This is a genomic window from Intrasporangium sp., from assembly GCF_035688975.1.
In the GTDB taxonomy this organism is placed as follows: domain Bacteria; phylum Actinomycetota; class Actinomycetes; order Actinomycetales; family Dermatophilaceae; genus CALMNV01.
The window spans coordinates 1-19,529 of record NZ_DASSMH010000150.1 but is presented as its reverse complement, the minus strand read 5'-3'; the positions used below and the strand labels follow the sequence as shown (position 1 = coordinate 19,529).

Genomic DNA, 19,529 nt, shown 5'->3' with positions numbered 1-19,529 from the left:
GGGCGCCGGGTGCGCTGGCCCGCCGAGGACCACCGCCCAGTATGCCGTGCCGCCGACCAGCAGGACGGCCACCCACTCCTCTTCGAGGGTCCGCACCAGCCGGTAGCTCCACTCGCTCGTGACCGGCTGCCCGAACGGGCGCCGGATCACCGCGTAGGCGGCGAGCGCACGCGCGGTCGCGACGGCGAGTGCCAGTGCCGCCGCCGCGGTGAGCGCGAGTCTCCACGGTTGCGCGAGGAAGTCAGGCAGCCAGGCCGCCGCGAGCAGCACACCCGTCGGCCACCACCGGGTGCTGGCCGCGGCCATCGTGAGCGGACGCCACCATCTCGGTGTGGGCGGCGCTCCCGGGGCATCGTCGCTCCAGCCCTCGCGCTCGGCGACCGCGGCCGCCAGGCCGGGCAACGACAGGACCGCCGCGGTCTCCGGCGCGGCCTCCGCCGGGGTCTCCAGCGCGGCCTCCGCGGACCCCTGCCGCGCCGGGGCGTGGAGGCGCACGGCCGGCCGGCGGGTCCGACGGGCGGCGACCCCGCCGGCCGTGGCCAGCGCCCCGACCGCGAGGAGGCCCGGGGCCAGGGTGAAGAAGGCGAAGACGCCCTCGTAGTCCAGCGCACTGCCGTCGAACGGCCACGCGAGCGCGCGCACCGGCACGCGGTCCCCGGGCTTCGGATAGGGCTGGGAGCAGTCGAGCTCGGCATACCCTCGGCGGTCGCCGTCGCGCCACTCGACCGCGCAGGCGTCGACACCGTCCTGCGAGACGACCCCCACCATGCGAGCGGAGACGTCGTGACCGCTCCACCAGAGGGTCTGCAACGCCGCGCCCAGCAGGACTGCGCTCGCCGCCACCCCGAGCGCGGTCCGCGGGCTGGCGGCGCGCAGCCGCGACAGCATCCCCGCCGGCCGGTCGGGCGCCTCGAGGGCCAAGGCGAAGGTGTCTGCCCACTCCTTCGGCGGACCGACGTAGTAGCGGTCGCCCACGTCGTCGACGAGCCCGGTCATCTCCGCGTGCTCGACCAGGTGGTCGTCGTAGCGTTCCCGGCGCCTCCCGCTGAGGCGCACCTCGTCGGGGTCGACGACGAGGTGGTGTCGACGGGTGATCACCCGCAGGTCGGCTCCGTCCCGGACGGCGTGACCGCGCGCCAGCCGGCCGCCGTCGACCGTCACGGGGACGACGACCCGACGCCCGGCCCGCGCGGCCGAGAGGCTGCGCCGCGCGCGGACGTCACGCCACACGGCATACCCGACGCCGACGAGGGCGGACACGACGATCCCGGCGACCGGCAGGAGGAGCTCGCCCCACGACATCACCGGCACAGGGTAGTGGCGGGACCCCGGACGACGCGCCGTCGTCCCGGCTCGCGGCATCCGGCTCAGGAATCCTTGCCGGGTGCGGGGGGCTCAGGCAGGAGCAGGGGGGTCACGGCGGGCCGCTTGGGTCGGCGGAGGTCACCGCTGGAGCGCCCGGTCAGCCGCCGGTGCACCCACGGACCGACGTAGTCCCGCGCCCACTGCGCGTTGGCCTGCAGCGCCTCCCGGCGGGAGATCGGTGGGGCCGGCTCGAGCGGCGTCGACCAGTCCGCACGCTCCGTCGGTATGCCGAGTGCCTCCAGGGCGGCGAGCGCGACGCGGCGGTGGCCCTCGCTCGTCATGTGGATCCGGTCCTCGGACCACATCCGCCAGTCACGCAGGGCGTGCAGCCCCCACTGGTCGACGACGTGGCAGCCGTGGCGGCGCGCGATGCTCCAGATGTTCGCCGCGTGGACGGCCGCGCGGCCGCGGGTGGCCCGGACCAGAGGCGCGTCGGCGGGGTCGACCGGCGTGGCCAGCAGGACGTCGGCCCCGGTCGCACGGGTCCTCTTGACGGCCTCCTCGAGCGACGACGCCAGGGCGTCGAGGTCTGCCTTGGGCCGCAGGATGTCGTTGCCGCCTCCGACGATGCTCACGAGGTCGGGTTCGAGGGCGAGCGCGCTGTCCAGCTGCGGGCCGACGACGTCGGCCAGCTTGCGCCCCCGCACGGCGAGGTTGGCGTAGCCGAAGCCCTGCCCCGCGGCCTGCGCCAGCTCGCTGAGATGAGCGGCGAGCCGGTCGGCCCACCCGGCATACTCGCCGCCGGAGGCGAGGGCCGGGTCGTCGTCGCACATGCCCTCGGTGAACGAGTCGCCCACCGCGACGTAACGTGTCCACACGCGGGGCGTGGTGTCGGTGCGGGTCATGGAAGCCTCCAGTCGAGCGGGGCGGCGCCCTGCTGGGCGAGATGGGAGTTGGCGCGGCTGAAGGGCCGGGACCCGAAGAACCCCGACCGCGCGGACAGGGGGGACGGGTGCGCGCTCTCGATCCGTGGCACGGCGCCGAGGAGCGGTCCGAGGGACTGCGCTTGGCGGCCCCACAGGATGGCGACGAGGGGACCGCCGCGTGCGGCGAGGGCACGGATCGCCTGCTCGGTGACCGCCTCCCAGCCGCGGCCCTGATGGCTGGCCGGCCGCCCGGGGGCGACGGTGAGGACCCGGTTGAGCAGCAGGACGCCGCGCTGGAACCACGGACTGAGGTCGCCGGTGCTCGGCGGCGGGACGCCGAGGTCGTCGACGAGCTCGCGGTGGATGTTCTGCAGGCTGCGCGGCACCGGCCGCACGTCGGGCGCGACGGAGAAGCTGAGGCCCACCGGATGCCCGGGGGTCGGATACGGGTCCTGCCCGACGATGAGGACCCGCACGTCCGGCAAGGGCAGGGAGAACGCGCGCAGGACCACGTCGCCCGCCGGGAGGTAACCGCGGCCAGCGGTGAGCTCGCCCCGCAGGAACCGGCCCAGCTCGCCGATGGTGTCACGCACCGGCTCCAGCACCGGCAGCCACGAGGCGTGGACGAGCTCGGCGAGCGGGCGGGCGGACACGGGCTCACGCTACCGGCCGCCCGAGGCGTGAGGGTCGAGTGGCCAGTTTGGTGCGGTGGGGGTGCGCGGAAGTGGCCACTCGACGGGGTCCGTAGGGTGCTCCTCGTGACCGAGTCGACCGAGCTCACCGCACCCACCGCACCCACCGCACCCACCGAGCTGCCGCTGCCACTGCCCCCGCCCACCCCTCGCCCGACGCCGTGGCCGACGGTCGTGTTCGACCTCGACGGGACGCTCGCCGACACCGTAGAGCTCATCGTCGAGTCCTACCAGCACGCGTTCCGCACCGTGATGGGCCAGGAGGAGGACGCCGCGGTCATCCGGTCCTGGATCGGGCGGCCGCTGCTCGCCGCCTTCCAGGCCCACGCGCCGAGGCACGCGGACGCCCTGTATGCCGAGTACCTGCGCTGGAACGCCGCCAACACCGAGCGGCTCATCCGCGGCTACGCCGGCATCCGGGAGGTGCTCGCCGAGCTCGCGACCGCGGGGCTGCGCCTGGGCGTCGCGACCTCGAAGCGGCGGGAGTCCGCGCGGCAGGCGACGCAGCTCCTCGGCCTCGCCGGCTACCTCCCCGTCCTCGTCGCGCTGGAGGACACCGAGGTGCACAAGCCCGAGCCCGCGCCGCTGCTGCTCGCCGTCGAGCGGCTCGGGGGCGACCCGGGCCGCGCGGCCTACGTCGGAGACGCGGTCGTCGACGTCCTCGCCGGCAAGGCGGCCGGGATGTCGACGGTCGCGGTCACCTGGGGGGCCGGCCGGGCCGACGCGCTCGCCGCCGCGGAGCCCGATGCCATGGCCGCCGACGCCGCAGAGCTGCGCCGGATCCTGCTGCCTGACGGCTAGCATCCGCCCGTGCACAGCTTCACCCGGCAGGTCGACCCGGACGCCGTCGACCGGGTCCTCGCCTACGCCCGCAAGCGGCTGCTCATGGACCCGGTCCCGCTCGACGGCCCGCGGACCCGCGAGGAGCTCGACGCCGCGGTGGGCGCGACGATCACCCCCGACGGGCTCGGCGCCGCCCGCGCGCTGGAGGTCTTCGAGCACACGCTCGCGCAGGCGTGCCTGTCGACCGACCACCCGCGCTACCTCAGCTTCATCCCGTGCGCCCCGACGGCCGAGGCCGCGGCCTTCGACGTCGTCGTCGGGGCCTCCTCGGTCTACGGCGGGTCGTGGCTCGAGGGCTCGGGTGCGGTGTGGGCCGAGAACCAGACCTTGCGCTGGATCGCCGACCTCGCCGGTATGCCGCCGGGCACGGGCGGCGCCTTCGTGCCGGGCGGCACGGTGGGCAACCTCTCGGCGCTCGTCGCGGCACGGCATACGGCGAGGCGGCGGGCGACGGTCGAGGGCACCGGCGCCCGGCCGTTCCGGATCGCGGCCACCGACAACGCCCACTCCTCCGTCGTGTCGATGGCCGCGGTCATGGACGCGGAGGTCGCCGCCGTCGAGGTGGACGAACGTCTCCGGATGACCGGGCCGGCCCTGCGGCGCACCCTCGAGGACCACGGTCCGGAGACCTTCTTCGCCGTGGTGGCCACGGCGGGCACGACCAACTTCGGCGTCGTCGACGACCTGGCCGGGGTCGCCGACGTGTGCCGCGAGCTCGGCGTCTGGCTCCACGTCGATGGCGCGTACGGCGGCGCCGGGCTGGCCGCGCCGTCGGTGCGGCCGCTCTTCGAGGGCATCGAGCGGGCCGACTCCTTCATCGTCGACCCGCACAAGTGGCTCTTCGCGCCGTTCGACTGCTGTGCGCTGCTCTACCGGGCGCCGGAGCTGGCCCGCGCGGCCCACACGCAGCAGGCGGGCTACCTCGACGTCCTGACCGGTGGCAGCGACTGGAACCCGGCCGACTACTCGATCGGGCTGACGCGCCGCGTGCGGGGGCTGCCGCTGTGGTTCTCGCTCGCCGTGCACGGCACCGACGCCTATGTCGAGGCCATCGAGGACACGCTCGGCGTGGCCCGCTTCGCCGCCGAGGAGATCGGTCGGCGCGGGCACCTCGAGGTCGTGCGCGATCCGGACCTGTCGGTCGTCGTCTTCCGCCGGCTCGGCTGGGGGCCCGCCGACTACCAGGCGTGGTCCGACCGGCTGCTGCGCGAGGAGCATGCCTTCGTGTGCCCGACGACGTTCCGCGGGGAGGTGCTCACGCGCTTCGCCGTCGTCAACCCGCGCACGACGCGGGACGACGTGGTGGCCGTCCTCGACACGATGGGCGAATGACACTGGTGTCATTCGCGGGTAGGGTATGGCCCGGAGCCCACGCCCGAGCGAGCAGAGCGAGACGAACACGACCATGACGACGGAGCACGCCGCGGATCCCCGAGCCGCCTCCATCCCGTCCGGCGATCCGGGCCTCAGCGCCCGCGACCTCGAGATCCTCGCCTTCGAGCGGCAGTGGTGGAAGTATGCCGGCTCCAAGGAGCAGGCGATCAAGGAGCTGTTCGACATGAGCTCCACGCGGTACTACCAGGTGCTCAACGCCCTGCTCGACAGCCCGGCGGCGCTCGCCGCCGACCCGATGCTCGTCAAGCGGCTGCGCCGGATGCGCGCGAGCCGTCAGCGGGCCCGCACGACGCGGCGCCTCGGCATCAACCCCTGAGGGGTCACGCGGGGCAGCCGGCCCCCGGCCGACGTGGTTCACTTCCCCCATGGCCGAGGTCATCATCCGCCGCGCCGGAGCTGACGACGCCCTGATCGTCGCCGCCCTGCACCTGCAGTCGGCCCGCGGGCTCGGCCTGCCGCCGGAGCCCGGCTACCTCGACCGCGTCGCGGACGTGTGGCTGAGCGAGCGCCCGGACCGGCCGACCTGGATCGCGCAGAGCCGCGGTGAGCACGCCGGGCTGCTCGAGGCCCGCCGCATCCGGCCCCTGCCGTGGCCGGGTCGCCCCGACATCAGCTGGCTGCACGTCGGGGTCCTCTTCGTCGGTGCGGACCACCGGGGTCGCGGCGTGGGCCGGGCGCTCGTCGAGGCCGCCATCGAGTGGTGCCGCACCACGGACGTCAAGTGGATCCGCCTCGCCGCCCCGGATGCCGCAGCCAAGGAGTTCTACGAGCGGCTGGGCTTCACGGCTCCGGGCCGCCTCATGGAGTACGACCTCCGGGACCCCCGATGAGCGCCCCCGGCGCGACGAACTCGCTGACCGACGTGGCGGGGCTGCGCGTGGGCCACCACACCCGCGACGAGCCCGGCTGGCTCACCGGCACGACCGTCGTCATCGCGCCCCCGGGCGGCGCGGTGGCCGGTGTCGACGTCCGCGGCGGGGGACCGGGCACCCGGGAGACCGACCTGCTCGACCCGCGCAACCTCGTCGACCGCGTCAACGCCATCCTGCTCGGCGGCGGCTCCGCGCCGGGTCTCGCCGCGGCCGACGGCGTCGTGGACGGCCTCTTCGCGGACGGCCTGGGCTGGCCCGTCGGCGAACCCGGCCGGGTCGTGCCCATCGTCCCCGGCGCGATCCTCTTCGACCTCGGACGCGGCGGCGGCTGGCCCAACCACCCGCGCGCGCAGGACGGCAGGGCGGCCTACGACGCGGCCACCGCCGGCCCCGTCGCCCAGGGCAACGTGGGCGCCGGCACGGGCGCCCGGGCGGGCGGCCTGCGCGGCGGCATCGGCTCCGCGAGCGTGGTGCTCGACTCCGGAGTGACCGTGGCCGCGCTCGTCGCGGTCAACGCCGTCGGGTCGGCCGTCGATCCCGCCACGGGCGAGCTGTATGCCGTGCGCTGGGGGCTGGGCGACGAGTTCGCCGGTGTGGGGCGGCCGAGCCCCGAGGAGGTGCTGGCTGCCCGGGCCCGGTGGGACGCGCGGCCGGACGCGGCGGGCACCGGGCCCGGCATGGCCACCACGATCGGGGTCATCGCGACCGACGCGACGCTGACCAAGGCGCAGTGCCAGAAGCTGGCCGGCATCGGGCACGACGGATACGCGCGGGCCCTCAAACCGGTGCACACGATCTTCGACGGCGACACCCTCTTCGCGCTCGCCACCGGTGAGCGGCCGGCGCCCGGCGTCCTGGAGCTGCCCTGGCTCATGGAGGCCGGCGCCGACTGCGTGGCCCGCGCCGTCGGGCACGGCCTGCTCGCTGCCGAGTCGGTGGACCGCAGCCTCGACGGCGGGGTGGCGCTGCGTTCGTGGCGGGACGCCTTTGCGTCCGCGACGTCGCCGGCTCGGCGCTGAACCGGCGCCGGACGCCGACCGGGCGCCCACCGGACGCCGACCGGACGCCCACCGGACGGGTGTGGGGGCGCGGGTGGCGCGGCGATCGGCGTAGGTCTTCCGGCACCGGATGCCGGAAAACCTCCCCAGTTCCCGTGGCTGCATCCACAACCGCACCGGGCGTCTCACGGCCTGACCACAGGGTGGGCCCGGACTGCGGCGCCGACGCCCCGGTCGGCCGACCATGGGCGGGTGGACCACACCGCGATCGCGAGGATCATGGCGCGGCAGGAGGGCGTCATCGCCCGTCGGCAGGTGCTTGCCTGCGGTGGCGACGACAACGACATCGAGCGGATGGTGCGGCGCCGGCTCTGGGCGCGCGTCCACACCGGGGTCTACGTGCGACATACCGGACCGCTGCCGTGGGTGCAGCGAGCCTGGACAGCGGTTCTCTACCACTGGCCCGCGGCGCTGGCAGCGGAGTCGGCGCTCGCGGCACTGGAGGCGGGCGTCACCGAACGAGGGACGACGCCCCGCGACCACCGGACCATCGTGCTGGTGGTCCCGGCGACCCGTCGGGTGGTCGACCCGCCGGGGATGCGCACGCGCTCCGTGCGCGACTTCGACGCGATCGCGCTGATGCACCTGTCGCCGCCGCGCGTGCGGGTGGAGCACGCGGTCCTCGACGTCGCCTCTGGCCAGTCCACTGCCGCCGCGGCCGTGGCCGTCCTGGGAGATGCGTGCCAGCAGGGCCGCACGACGCCGCAGAGGTTGCTGGTCGCGCTGGAGGCTCGCCCCCGGCTGCCTCGGCGGCGACTGATCTCCTCGCTGCTGGGGGACGTCGTGTCCGGTGCGCGGTCCGCGCTGGAGCGGGGCTACCTCGTCGGGGTCGAGCGGACACATGGCCTGCCCACCGGCAAGCGCCAGCGCCGGGTGCGAAGCGGTCGTTCCGTGGCGTATCGCGACGTCGAGTACGTCGGACTCCGCACGGTCGTCGAGCTCGACGGCAGGTTGGGTCACGAACGGTCGGAGGACCGCTGGGCAGACATGGACCGGGACGTCGACAGTCTGCTCGTCGGCGACGTGACGATCCGTCTCGGGTGGGGCCACGTCCTCGACCCGTGCCGGACGGCCGCCGCGGTGGCACGGCTGCTCGTCGCGCGCGGCTGGACGGGCACGCCGCGACCGTGCGGCCCCGAATGCCCCGTGGGGCGCGTGGTGCGGCGATCGGCGTAGGTCTTCCGGCACCGCATGCCGGGAAACCTCCGGCAAGGCCGCATCTCGGGCAAGGCACCCGTCCCCGCTGCGTGCGGCCTGGGGCGGGCGGGGCTCCTCAGCCTCGCGGCAGCTGCTCCCAGCCGCGGGCGAAGGCGTCCGCGAGCCAGGGGAGGGGATATGGCAGCCGGGCGTCAGGCGTGCGGCTCGCCTCCTCGAGCGAGAGCCCGGCGAGCCGGCGCTCGACGATGACGGTGGCGAGGGCGCGGAGCTCGTGACGCTGCCGCTCGACGAAGCCGGCGTCGACGGGCCGGCCGTGCCCCGGCAGCACGACGGAGGCGGGGCCGAGCGGCGCACCGAGCCTCCGCAGCGTGTCGGCCCACTCGAGCGGCCAGCAGTCCGCGCCGAGCGACGGGTGGGCTGACTCCTCGACGAGGTCGCCGAGGAAGGCGCAGTCGGCGTCGGGCACGAAGACGCCGATGTCGCCGTCGGTGTGGCCGCGACCGGCATACCGCAGCACGACCTCCCGGTCGCCGAGGTCGATCACGGCGGACCGGCCGAAGGCGGCGTCCGGCGGCCGGACCGGGGTCGCGAGCAGGTCCGCGATGTCGGCGCGGTCGGCCCCGTCGGCCCGGTCGGCGAGGTCGGCGGTCGGGTCGCCGGTCTCGGGCCGCGCGGTGCGGAGCAGGGCCTTGGCCTGCTCCGCCTCGACAGCGATCGCGCGGGCCACGTTGTCGTGCGCGTGGATCCTCGCGTCGGCAAAGGCGGCGTTGCCCAGCGTGTGGTCGAAGTGCACGTGGGTATTGACGACGTGGGTGACCCGGGTGCCCGGCGCGACCGCCCGCACGTCGTCGAGCACCTCGCGTCCCTGCCCGGCGCTCGCCCGCGTGTCGACCACGAGCGCGCCGTCGCGGCCGAGGACGAGGCCGACGGTGACGTCCCACTGGCGGTAGCGGGCGACGAGGACCCGGTCTGCGACCTCGGTGAACATGCCGGGACTGTATGCCGCCGGGCGGCTCCGGGCTGATCGGCGAGGGGCCATTGACCGCCCCGACGACCGGCAGTAGGCTCCGTCCTGCAAAAAGTATATTCCGTAAGGTGAAATTGGGAGGACCGGCGATGACGACGGCTGACGGTGTGGACGTGACCGGCACGAGCGGGGAGCGCTTCGACGAGGTGCTCACGCCCGAGGCGTTGGAGTTCCTGGCGGACCTGCACCGCACCTTCGACGCCCGCCGGCTGGAGCTGCTCCAGGCACGGCAGGACCGCTACACCGAGCTGGCGAACGGCGGCACCCTCCAGTTCCTCCCGGAGACCCAGGACGTGCGTGACGGTGACTGGCAGGTCGCGCCGCCCGCCCCGGGGCTCGTCGACCGGCGCGTGGAGATCACCGGGCCCACCGACCGCAAGATGACGATCAACGCCCTCAACTCCGGCGCCAAGGTGTGGCTCGCGGACTTCGAGGACGCGTCGACGCCCACCTGGGACAACGTCGTGAACGGCCAGCTGAACCTCATGGACGCCCTCGACCGCACCATCGACTTCACGTCGGAGCAGGGCAAGAGCTATGCGCTCGCGGATGCCGCCGACCTCGCCACGATCGTCGTGCGTCCCCGGGGCTGGCACCTGGCGGAGAAGCACGTCCTCGTGGACGGCCAGCAGATGTCCGGCTCCCTCGTCGACTTCGGCCTCTACTTCTTCCACTGCGCCAAGCGCCAGCTCGACGCCGGCAAGGGCCCCTACTTCTACCTGCCCAAGATGGAGAGCCACCTCGAGGCGCGCCTGTGGAACGACGTCTTCGTCCGGGCGCAGGAGCGGCTCGGCATCCCGCAGGGCACGGTGCGCGCCACGGTGCTCATCGAGACCTACCCGGCTGCCTTCGAGATGGAGGAGATCCTCTACGAGCTGCGGGAGCACTCCGCCGGCCTCAACGCGGGCCGCTGGGACTACATCTTCAGCGTCATCAAGAAGTTCCGCACCCGCGGCAAGGACTTCCTCCTGCCCGACCGCAACCAGGTGACGATGACCGTGCCGTTCATGCGCAGCTACACCGAGCTGCTGGTGCGCACCTGCCACAAGCGCGGCGCCCACGCCATCGGCGGCATGGCGGCCTTCATCCCGAGCAAGGACCCGCAGGTCAACGAGGCTGCCTTCCAGAAGGTCATCGACGACAAGACCCGCGAGGCCGGCGACGGCTTCGACGGCTCGTGGGTGGCCCACCCCGGCATGGTGCAGCTGTGCAAGGAGGCCTTCACCAAGGTCCTCGGCGACCGGCCGAACCAGCTGGACAAGAAGCGCGAGGACGTGCACGTGACGGCGGAGCAGCTGCTCGACGTCAAGTCGACCCCCGGCAACGTCACCGAGGCCGGGCTGCGCAACAACATCAGCGTCGGCATCCAGTACCTCCACACCTGGCTGAAGGGCACGGGCGCGGTCGGCATCTTCAACCTCATGGAGGACGCGGCGACCGCGGAGATCTCGCGCTCGCAGGTGTGGCAGTGGCTGCACAACGACGTCGAGCTCGACACGGGCGAGACGGTGACGCGCGAGCTCATCGACCGGCTCGTCGAGGAGGAGATCGCCAAGCTGCCCGGTGACCCGAGCGACTACGACGAGGCGAAGTCCACCTTCCTCGAGGTCGCGGTCGCCGACGACTTCGCCGAGTTCCTCACGCTGCCGGCCTACGAGCGGATGCCCTGAGCGATGGACGCCCAGGCTCTCGCGGCGCAGCTGCGCCCGATTCTCGGCGAGGAGCTGGTGATCACCGACCACCAGCGCCTGCGGACCTACGAGTGCGACGGGCTCGCGCACTACAAGGTCGTCCCGGCGGTCGTCGTCCTCGCGGAGACCGCCGAGCACGTCGCGACGGTCGTCAAGGCGTGCGCGGCGAACGGCATACCCTTTGTCGCCCGCGGCTCCGGCACGGGCCTGTCCGGTGGGGCCCTGCCGCACGCCGACGGCGTGCTCATCGTCATGTCGAAGATGCGCCGGGTGCTCGAGGTCGACCGCGACAACCAGCGTGCGGTGGTCGAGCCGGGTGTCATCAACCTGCAGCTCACGCGCCAGGTGCTGCCGCTCGGCTACTACTTCGCCCCGGACCCGTCGAGCCAGCAGGTGTGCTCCATCGGCGGCAACATCGCCGAGAACTCCGGTGGCGCGCACTGCCTTAAATACGGCTTCACGGCCAACCACGTCACGGGCGTGGAGCTGGTGACGCCCTCCGGCGACATCGCGCACATCGGTGCCAAGTCGCCCGACGCCCCCGGCTATGACCTGCTCGGCGCCATCGTCGGATCCGAGGGCACCCTCGGCATCGCCACGGCGGTGACGGTCCGGCTCACCCGCACCCCCGAGGACGTGCGGACCCTGCTCGCCGCCTTCGCCGACACGGACTCGGCCGGGGCGGCGGTCTCGGCCATCATCGGCGCCGGGGTCATCCCCGCCGCCATCGAGATGATGGATGCCCTGGCCATCGAGGCGGCGGAGGCGGCCGTGCAGTGCGGCTACCCGCGCGGCGCCGGCGCGGTCCTCATCGTCGAGCTCGACGGGCCTGCCGCCGAGGTGCAGCACCAGTTCGACGAGGTGGAGGGCTACTGCCGGGCCAACGGCGCCTTCGAGATCCGCATCGCCGCGGACGACGCGGAGCGGGCGCTGTTCTGGAAGGGCCGCAAGTCGGCCTTCGCGGCGGTGGGCCGGATCAGCCCCGACTACATCGTGCAGGACGGCGTCATCCCGCGCACGGCCCTGCCGCAGGTGCTGCGCCGCATCTCGGAGATCTCCGCCGAGGCGGGCGTGCGGGTGGCCAACGTCTTCCACGCCGGTGACGGCAACCTGCATCCGCTCGTGCTCTTCGACGACAGCGTCGAGGGCGAGGCCGAGCGGGCCGAGGAGGTCTCGGGCGCCATCCTCGACCTGTGCATCAGCAACGGCGGCTCGATCACCGGCGAGCACGGCGTCGGGTCGGACAAGGCGAAGTACATGCCCCGGATGTTCACCGACGACGACCTCGACACGATGCAGCTGCTGCGGTGCGCGTTCGACCCGACGTCCATCTCGAACCCGGGCAAGGTCTTCCCCACGCCCCGGCTGTGCGGAGAGGTGCCCGGCAAGCACAAGGGCGTGCACCCCCTGGCCGAGGCCGGCATCGCGGAGGTCTTCTGATGGCGGACGTTCTCGAGGACCTGCGGGCCGCCACGGGCGGCAACGCCGGCCCGGCGACCGAGGCCGATGCCGTCGACGGGGTGCCAGCGCGCTGGGTGGCCCGGCCCCGGACCACGGAGGAGACCTCCGCGGTGCTGCGGGCCACCGCGGCGCACGGCCTGGCCGTGGTCGCCCGCGGGGCGGGGACCAAGCTCACCTGGGGTGCGGCGCCGGAGCGGGCCGACGTCGTGCTCGACACGACGGGCCTGGATGCCGTCGTCGAGCACGCGGCGGGCGACCTCATCTGCGTCGTCGGGGCCGGACGCGCCCTCGAGTCGCTGCAGGCCGAGCTCGGCCGCGCCGGGCAGCGGCTCGGCATCGACGACGGCCGCAACGGGACGGTCGGCGGCGCGGTCGCCACCGCGGCCACCGGGCCCACCCGGCTCTACCACGGCTCGGTCCGCGACCTCGTCATCGGCATGACGCTCGTGCGCCCCGACGGCGTCGTGGCCCACGCCGGCGGCAAGGTGGTCAAGAACGTCGCGGGCTACGACCTCGGCAAGCTGCTCACCGGGTCCTTCGGCACGCTGGGGGTCATCACCCAGGTGGCCTTCCGCCTGCACCCCGTGCCGGCGGCGCGGCGCTGGGTCACCACGACGCTCGACTCGCGGGCACGCATCCAGCAGCGGGTCCTCGCCGTGACCCACGCCCAGGTCGTCCCGTCGGCGGTGGAGCTCGACTGGTCCGCGGGCGGGGCCACCCTCAGCCTGCTGCTCGAGGGCGTCCCCCCGGGCGTCGAGCGGCGGACCAGCCAGGCGCTGGACCTGCTCGGGCCCGACGCCGGCGCCTCGGAGGAGGCCCCGCCGTGGTGGGGCCGCGAGCCGCAGGGCGAGGCCGGCGTCCTGCTCAAGGTCACGCACGAGATCGCCGGCCTCTCGCGGCTGCTCGCCGCCCTCGAGACGGCGGCCGCGGCCGCCGGCGTCACGCCCACCCTGCGCGGCAGCCCCGTCGTGGGCACCGCCCTCGTCGCGCTCGACGGCGACGTCACCGCGGAGGGGCTGGCCGCCTTCGTGACCAGCCTCCGGTCGGCCCAGCCGGGCTTCGGCGGCAGCGTCGTCGTGCTGGAGGCCCCAGCCGCCGTCAAGCAGGGCGTCGACGTGTGGGGCCCGGTGGGGGGTCTCGACCTCATGAAGGCCGTCAAGGCCCAGTTCGACCCCGAGCGGCGCCTCGCCCCGGGCCGGTTCGTCGGAGGAATCTAGCCATGACTGTGCACGACAGCGGCGCCGGCCCGGTGTCCGCCCCGACCGGGACCCTCGGCACCGACGCCAGGCTCTCGTTGACCCCCATCCAGAGCGGCGAGCCCGCGTTCGACGACCACCACCCCCCGTCGGCCGAGCTCGTGTCGGACTGCGTCCACTGCGGCTTCTGCCTGCCGGCGTGCCCGACCTACACCCTGTGGGGCGAGGAGATGGACTCACCGCGGGGTCGGATCTACCTCATGAACGAGGGCCTGCAGGGCGAGCCGCTCACCTCCTCGATGGTGCAGCACTTCGACGCCTGCCTCGGCTGCATGGCGTGCGTGACCGCGTGCCCGTCCGGGGTGCAGTACGACAAGCTCATCGAGGCGACGCGCGGGCAGGTCGAGCGCCGCTTCGACCGGCCGAAGCGGGACAAGGCCCTGCGAGGGGCGATCTTCGCCCTCTTCCCCTACCCGAAGCGGCTGCGAGCGCTGCGCGGTCCGCTGCGCCTGCACCAGAGGAGCGGCCTGTCGTCCCTGCTGCGCCGCACCCGGGTCCTCGACCGAATCTCGCCCACGCTGGCCTCCATGGAGGCCCTCGCGCCGCCGCTCGAGCGGGCCGAGAGGGTGCCGGAGCGCACCCCGGCGGTCGGCCCGAAGCGGGGCACGGTCGGGATGCTGCTGGGCTGCGTGCAGCGGGAGTTCTTCCCGGGAGTCAACGCCGCCACGGCTCGCGTGCTCTCCGCCGAGGGCTTCGACGTCGTCGCCCCTGCCGCCCAGGGCTGCTGCGGCGCGCTCTCCGCGCACAACGGGCGTGAGGCCGAGGCGCAGCGCTTCGCGCGCGGGCTCATCGACACCTTCGAGGGGGCGGGGGTCGACCACGTCGTCGTCAACGCGGCCGGCTGCGGGTCGACGATGAAGGAGTATGCCGACCTGCTGGCCGACGACCCGGCCTACGCCGAGCGCGCCCGCGCCTTCACCGACACGGTGCGCGACGTCTCGGAGATCCTCACCGAGGCCGGGCCCGTGGCGACGCGGTACCCGCTGCCGGTCGCCGTCGCCTACCACGACGCGTGCCACCTGGCGCACGCGCAAGGGGTGCGCGCCCAGCCGCGCGAGCTGCTGCGCGGCATACCGGGTCTGGAGCTTCGCGAGATCGCGGAAGGCGACCTGTGCTGCGGCTCGGCCGGCATCTACAACATCCTCAACCCCGTCCCCGCGCGTGAGCTGGGGGACCGCAAGGCCGCCAACGTGCTGGCCACCGGGGCCGACCTCCTCGTGACCGCCAACCCCGGCTGTCTCATGCAGGTCGCCTCGTCCATCGAGCGGCAGGGCCGGCGCCTCGCGCTCGCCCACACCGTCGAGGTGCTCGACGCCTCGATCCGGGGCCTTCGCCCCGAGCGGCTCGGCGTCGGCCGGGCCGCACCCGCACGGCACTGACCAGCTCCACCACTGACCAGCTCCACAGCGTCCAGCTCCACCACTGACCAGCTCCACAGCGTCCAGCTCCACACCATCCAGCCCCACAGCATCCAGCCCCACACCATCCACTGTTCACAATGAGGTGACTTCATGTTTCGCCCCATCACCGACGCCCTGGGCGGCTCACTGACGCTGACAGCGCTCGTGGCCATGCTCCCGCTGCTCACCCTCTTCGTCATGCTCGGCGTCCTCCGGGTCGCCGCGTGGAAGGCGGCAGTGGCGTCGCTCCTGATGTCGCTGCTCGTCGCGATCTTCGTCTACTCCATGCCTGCCGGGCAGGCCATCATGGCCGGCGCCGAGGGCGCCGCCTTCGGGTTCTTCCCGATCATGTGGGTGGTCATCAACGCCATCTGGGTCTACAACATGACGGTCGTCACCGGGCACTTCGACGTGCTCCGGCGCTCCTTCGCCCGGATCAGCGACGACCAGCGGATCCAGGCGGTCATCATCGCCTTCTGCTTCGGGGCGCTGCTCGAGGCCCTCGCCGGCTTCGGGACGCCGGTCGCGATCACGAGCGTCATGCTCATCGCCCTCGGGTTCCGGCCCATCAAGGCGGCCACGGTCGCGCTCGTGGCCAACACCGCGCCGGTCGCCTTCGGCGCCCTCGCCGTGCCGATCACCACGCTCGCCGCGGTGACCGGGCTGCCCGAGCACGAGCTGGCCTCCATCGTCGGACGCCAGACGCCGATCCTCGGTCTCTTCGTGCCCATGGCCCTCGTCTTCATCATCGACCGCGGCCGAGGCCTGCGGGCCACGCTCCCGGCGACGCTGACCTGTGGGCTCGCCTTCGCACTGGCGCAGTTCGCCACGTCCAACTACCTGTCGACCCAGCTGACCGACATCGTCGCGTCGCTCGTCGGAGCCTTCGCCGTCGTCCTGCTGCTGCGCTTCTGGCAGCCGGCGGGTGGCTACGTGGAGGCCCCGGAGCCCGAGCTCGCCGGGGCAGGCACGCACCACCGGCGGCACCTCGGGGTCCAGTCGCACGTGGTCGAGGGCGTCCCCGCGGCCTCCGTCGGCGGCTCCGACCACCCGGTCGGCCACGGCACCGGCACGGTCGAGGACCTGGCCGCCCGCGACGCGGGACGGCACGACACGCCCGCCGAGGTCTTCCGGGCGTACGCGCCCTACCTGCTGATCATCGTCATCTTCAGCATCACCCAGATCCCCGCGATCCAGAGCCTCCTCGCCGGGCCGACGAAGACCTTCCAGTGGCCGGGGCTCCACCTGCAGACTGCGTCGGGCAAGGCGTCCACGCTGCCGACCTTCCGGCTCAACTGGCTCGCCGCGGCCGGCACCCTCATGCTCATCTCCGGGCTGCTGACGATCCCCGCGATCGGGATCTCCCCGGCCAAGGCGTTCCGGTCCTACCTCGACACCTACCGTCAGCTCGGGGCCGCGATCTTCACCGTCATGGCGGTGCTCGGCCTGGCCTACGTCATGAACGCGTCCGGGCAGACGGCGACCCTCGGCACCTGGCTCGCGGGCGCGGGCTCGGCCTTCGCGCTGCTGTCGCCGATCCTCGGCTGGATCGGTGTGGCCGTGACCGGATCGGACACCTCGTCCAACTCGCTCTTCGGCGCGCTGCAGGTGTCCGCGGCGAAGGACGTGGGGCTCAGCCCCGCGCTCATGGCCGCCGCCAACACCTCCGGTGGCGTGCTCGGCAAGATGATCTCACCGCAGAACCTCGCCATCGCGGCCGCCGCGGTCGGTCTGTCCGGCGGGGAGGGCGACCTCTTCAGGCGGGTGGTGGGGTGGAGCCTCGGCTTCCTCGTCTTCATGTGCCTGCTCGTCTACCTACAGTCCACCTCGGTCCTGTCGTGGATGCTGCCGTGAGGCGGTCCGCCCGCTGAGGCAGTGGCCTTCGGGGTCACGAGCTCCCGCCCGGCTCCGGCCGGGCGGGAGCTCGCGCGTCGAGGGCGGTCACGGCGCGCGGGCGCCTGGCAACGCAGGGCCGGCGCGCATGGGAACGCCTGGGCGGTGCGCGTGGGAGGGTGAGGCGTGGACTGCGCCTTCTGTGCCATCGCCCGCCGCGACATCCCGGCAGACCTGGTCCTCGACGAGCCGGACTTCCTCGCCTTCCTCGACCGCCGTCCCGTCTTCAAGGGTCACGTGCTCCTCGTCCCCCGCGAGCACGTGCCGACCCTGGTCGAGCTGCCCGCCGCGCTGTCGACCGGCCTCGTCGCGGCCACCCAGCGGCTCGCCCGCGCCGTCGTCACGGGGCTCGGCGCCCAGGGCAGCTTCGTCGCGACTAACAACGTGGTCAGCCAATCGGTGCCGCACCTGCACGTCCACGTCGTGCCCCGCACGAAGGGCGACGGCCTGCGTGGCTTCTTCTGGCCCCGGACGACGTATGCCGACGCGGCCGACTCTGCGGCATACGCCGACCGGCTGCGCGCGGCGCTGCGGACCTGACCCGAACCCGACGAGTCGTTTGCACTCTCGCTCCTCGAGTGCCAATAATGGCGTTAGCACTCTCCCGGTGGGAGTGACAGATTACGGACCGTATGCCGAGGGGCTGGGTCCCGCAGCGCCGGAAGCTGCCGGGGTCGGCCTCGTCCGTCGCGGGCGGCATACGGGCCACCACCAACGATTCGCGTGGGAGGAACCACCCGAATGGCAAAGCTCATTGCTTTCGATGAAGAAGCACGCCGCGGTCTCGAGCGGGGCATGAACGTCCTCGCCGACGCGGTGAGGGTGACGCTCGGCCCCAAGGGCCGCAACGTCGTCCTCGAGAAGAAGTGGGGCGCCCCCACCATCACCAACGACGGCGTCTCGATCGCCAAGGAGATCGAGCTCGACGACCCGTACGAGAAGATCGGCGCGGAGCTCGTCAAGGAGGTCGCCAAGAAGACCGACGACGTCGCCGGTGACGGCACGACGACGGCGACCGTCCTCGCCCAGGCCATGGTCCGCGAGGGGCTGCGCAACGTCGCCGCCGGCGCCAACCCGATGGCCCTCAAGCGCGGCATCGAGAAGGCCGTCGAGGCCGTCGCGCAGGAGCTGCTCGACTCCGCCAAGGAGATCGAGACCAAGGAGCAGATCGCCTCGACCGCCTCGATCTCCGCGGCTGACGAGGAGATCGGCGGCCTCATCGCCGAGGCGATGGACAAGGTCGGCAAGGAAGGCGTCATCACCGTCGAGGACTCCAACACCATGGGCCTCGAGCTGGAGATGACCGAGGGCATGCGGTTCGACAAGGGCTACGTGTCGGCGTACTTCGTCACCGACACCGAGCGCATGGAGACCGTCCTCGACGACGCCTACGTGCTCGTCGCCAACTCGAAGATCAGCAGCGTCAAGGACCTGCTGCCGCTCCTCGAGAAGGTCATGCAGTCCGGCAAGCCGCTGCTCATCATCGCCGAGGACATCGAGGGCGAGGCCCTCGCGACGCTCGTCGTGAACAAGATCCGTGGCACGTTCAAGTCCGTCGCCGTCAAGGCCCCGGGCTTCGGCGACCGCCGCAAGGCCATGCTCGGCGACATCGCCATCCTCACCGGTGGCCAGGTCATCTCCGAGGAGGTCGGTCTCAAGCTCGAGAACGCCACACTCGACCTGCTTGGCAAGGCCCGCAAGGTCGTCGTCACCAAGGACGAGACGACCATCGTCGAGGACGCGGAGGACCGCACCCAGATCGAGGGCCGGATCCACCAGATCAAGGCCGAGATCGAGAAGTCGGACTCCGACTACGACCGCGAGAAGCTGCAGGAGCGCCTCGCCAAGCTCGCCGGCGGTGTCGCCGTCATCAAGGCGGGCGCGGCCACCGAGGTGGAGCTCAAGGAGCGCAAGCACCGCATCGAGGACGCCGTGCGCAACGCCAAGGCTGCCGTCGAGGAGGGCATCGTCGCCGGTGGTGGCGTGGCGCTCATCCAGGCCGCCAAGGCCGCCTTCGAGTCGCTCAAGCTCGAGGGTGACGAGGCGACGGGTGCCAACATCGTGCACGTCGCGCTCGAGGCGCCGCTCAAGCAGATCGCCATCAACGCCGGTCTCGAGGGCGGCGTCGTGGCCGAGAAGGTGCGCGGCCTGCCGGTCGGTCACGGCCTCAACGCCGCGACGGGCGAGTACGAGGACCTCTTCGCCGCGGGCATCATCGACCCGGTCAAGGTGACGCGCTCGGCGCTGCAGAACGCCGCGTCCATCGCCGCGCTCTTCCTCACGACCGAGGCCGTCATCGCCGACAAGCCGGAGAAGGCCGCCGCGGCCGCCCCCGGCGGCGGTGACATGGACGGCATGGGCGGCATGGGCTTCTGAGCCCGGCCTTCCTGCCGCACCAGCAGTTACCGAAGGGCGGTCCCCGAGAGGGGGCCGCCCTTCGGCGTCCCTCCTCCTCCGCCCGGCCCCCCGCCTTCCTCCCCTCCCCCGGTCGAGTGGCCACTTGTGTACGCCCGCGCCTGGTCGAGTGGCCACTTGTGTGCGCCCCCTGGCTG

17 protein-coding genes are annotated in these 19,529 nt (G+C 73.2%); 13 read left to right on the top strand and 4 right to left on the bottom strand.

The genetic code is table 11. From position 1 onward, the window contains the following. The 3 genes from VFJ94_RS15740 to VFJ94_RS15730 all read right to left on the bottom strand — a co-directional run. Positions 1-1,305: hypothetical protein (locus VFJ94_RS15740; protein ID WP_325005172.1), on the bottom strand; the 1,305-nt coding region annotated here is incomplete at its 3' end. Between the two features lie 62 nt (positions 1,306-1,367). After that, a complete protein-coding gene (locus VFJ94_RS15735; protein WP_325005171.1) occupies positions 1,368-2,210 on the bottom strand; it encodes an SGNH/GDSL hydrolase family protein in 843 nt (280 codons plus the stop codon). Further along, a complete protein-coding gene (locus tag VFJ94_RS15730; RefSeq protein ID WP_325005170.1) occupies positions 2,207-2,884 on the bottom strand; it encodes a uracil-DNA glycosylase in 678 nt (225 codons plus the stop codon). Before VFJ94_RS15730 ends, VFJ94_RS15735 begins: the two co-directional genes overlap by 4 nt. Positions 2,885-2,989: 105 nt before the next feature. Between VFJ94_RS15730 and VFJ94_RS15725 the strand changes: the two genes are divergently transcribed. The 6 genes from VFJ94_RS15725 to VFJ94_RS15700 all read left to right on the top strand — a co-directional run bounded on the left by VFJ94_RS15725 (position 2,990) and on the right by VFJ94_RS15700 (position 8,267). Next, the gene (locus VFJ94_RS15725) at positions 2,990-3,724 is read left to right on the top strand and encodes an HAD-IA family hydrolase (RefSeq protein WP_325005169.1); all 735 of its coding nucleotides are present in this window, start codon (positions 2,990-2,992) and stop codon (positions 3,722-3,724) included. A gap of 9 nt (positions 3,725-3,733) precedes the next feature. After that, positions 3,734-5,098, top strand: coding sequence for a pyridoxal phosphate-dependent decarboxylase family protein (locus tag VFJ94_RS15720; protein WP_325005168.1), 1,365 nt, complete (start codon positions 3,734-3,736; stop codon positions 5,096-5,098). Positions 5,099-5,171: 73 nt separating this feature from the next. Then, positions 5,172-5,477: a DUF3263 domain-containing protein gene (locus VFJ94_RS15715; RefSeq protein WP_325005167.1), complete on the top strand. Its 306-nt coding sequence runs from the start codon at positions 5,172-5,174 to the stop codon at positions 5,475-5,477. Between the two features lie 49 nt (positions 5,478-5,526). Next, the gene (locus VFJ94_RS15710) at positions 5,527-5,991 is read left to right on the top strand and encodes a GNAT family N-acetyltransferase (protein ID WP_325005166.1); all 465 of its coding nucleotides are present in this window, start codon (positions 5,527-5,529) and stop codon (positions 5,989-5,991) included. Next, positions 5,988-7,052, top strand: coding sequence for a P1 family peptidase (locus tag VFJ94_RS15705; protein WP_325005165.1), 1,065 nt, complete (start codon positions 5,988-5,990; stop codon positions 7,050-7,052). The genes VFJ94_RS15710 and VFJ94_RS15705 overlap by 4 nt, the downstream gene beginning before the upstream one ends. A gap of 231 nt (positions 7,053-7,283) precedes the next feature. Then, positions 7,284-8,267, top strand: coding sequence for a hypothetical protein (locus tag VFJ94_RS15700; protein ID WP_325005164.1), 984 nt, complete (start codon positions 7,284-7,286; stop codon positions 8,265-8,267). A gap of 97 nt (positions 8,268-8,364) precedes the next feature. Here VFJ94_RS15700 and VFJ94_RS15695 read toward each other — a convergent pair whose 3' ends face one another. Continuing rightward, a complete protein-coding gene (locus tag VFJ94_RS15695; protein ID WP_325005163.1) occupies positions 8,365-9,237 on the bottom strand; it encodes an MBL fold metallo-hydrolase in 873 nt (290 codons plus the stop codon). 128 nt (positions 9,238-9,365) lie between these two features. Between VFJ94_RS15695 and aceB the strand changes: the two genes are divergently transcribed. From aceB to groL, 7 genes are all read left to right on the top strand, one after another. Then, the gene (gene aceB, locus VFJ94_RS15690) at positions 9,366-10,946 is read left to right on the top strand and encodes a malate synthase A (protein ID WP_325005162.1); all 1,581 of its coding nucleotides are present in this window, start codon (positions 9,366-9,368) and stop codon (positions 10,944-10,946) included. Positions 10,947-10,949: 3 nt separating this feature from the next. Beyond that, positions 10,950-12,407 (top strand): FAD-linked oxidase C-terminal domain-containing protein, encoded by a 1,458-nt coding sequence (locus VFJ94_RS15685; protein WP_325005161.1) that lies wholly within the window; start codon positions 10,950-10,952, stop codon positions 12,405-12,407. Continuing rightward, positions 12,407-13,645, top strand: coding sequence for an FAD-binding oxidoreductase (locus tag VFJ94_RS15680; protein ID WP_325005160.1), 1,239 nt, complete (start codon positions 12,407-12,409; stop codon positions 13,643-13,645). The genes VFJ94_RS15685 and VFJ94_RS15680 overlap by 1 nt, the downstream gene beginning before the upstream one ends. Before the next feature lie 2 nt (positions 13,646-13,647). Continuing rightward, positions 13,648-15,063, top strand: coding sequence for a (Fe-S)-binding protein (locus VFJ94_RS15675; RefSeq protein WP_325005159.1), 1,416 nt, complete (start codon positions 13,648-13,650; stop codon positions 15,061-15,063). A gap of 132 nt (positions 15,064-15,195) precedes the next feature. After that, complete coding sequence (locus VFJ94_RS15670; protein ID WP_325005158.1) at positions 15,196-16,938, top strand: L-lactate permease; 1,743 nt, start codon at positions 15,196-15,198, stop codon at positions 16,936-16,938. Between the two features lie 165 nt (positions 16,939-17,103). Further along, on the top strand, positions 17,104-17,517 hold the full coding sequence (locus tag VFJ94_RS15665; RefSeq protein ID WP_325005157.1) for an HIT family protein: 414 nt from the start codon (positions 17,104-17,106) through the stop codon (positions 17,515-17,517). Positions 17,518-17,718: 201 nt separating this feature from the next. Continuing rightward, positions 17,719-19,353 carry a chaperonin GroEL gene (gene groL / locus VFJ94_RS15660; RefSeq protein ID WP_325005156.1) on the top strand — a complete coding sequence of 545 codons (1,635 nt, stop codon included), beginning with the start codon at positions 17,719-17,721 and terminating at the stop codon, positions 19,351-19,353. Positions 19,354-19,529: the final 176 nt, after the last annotated feature.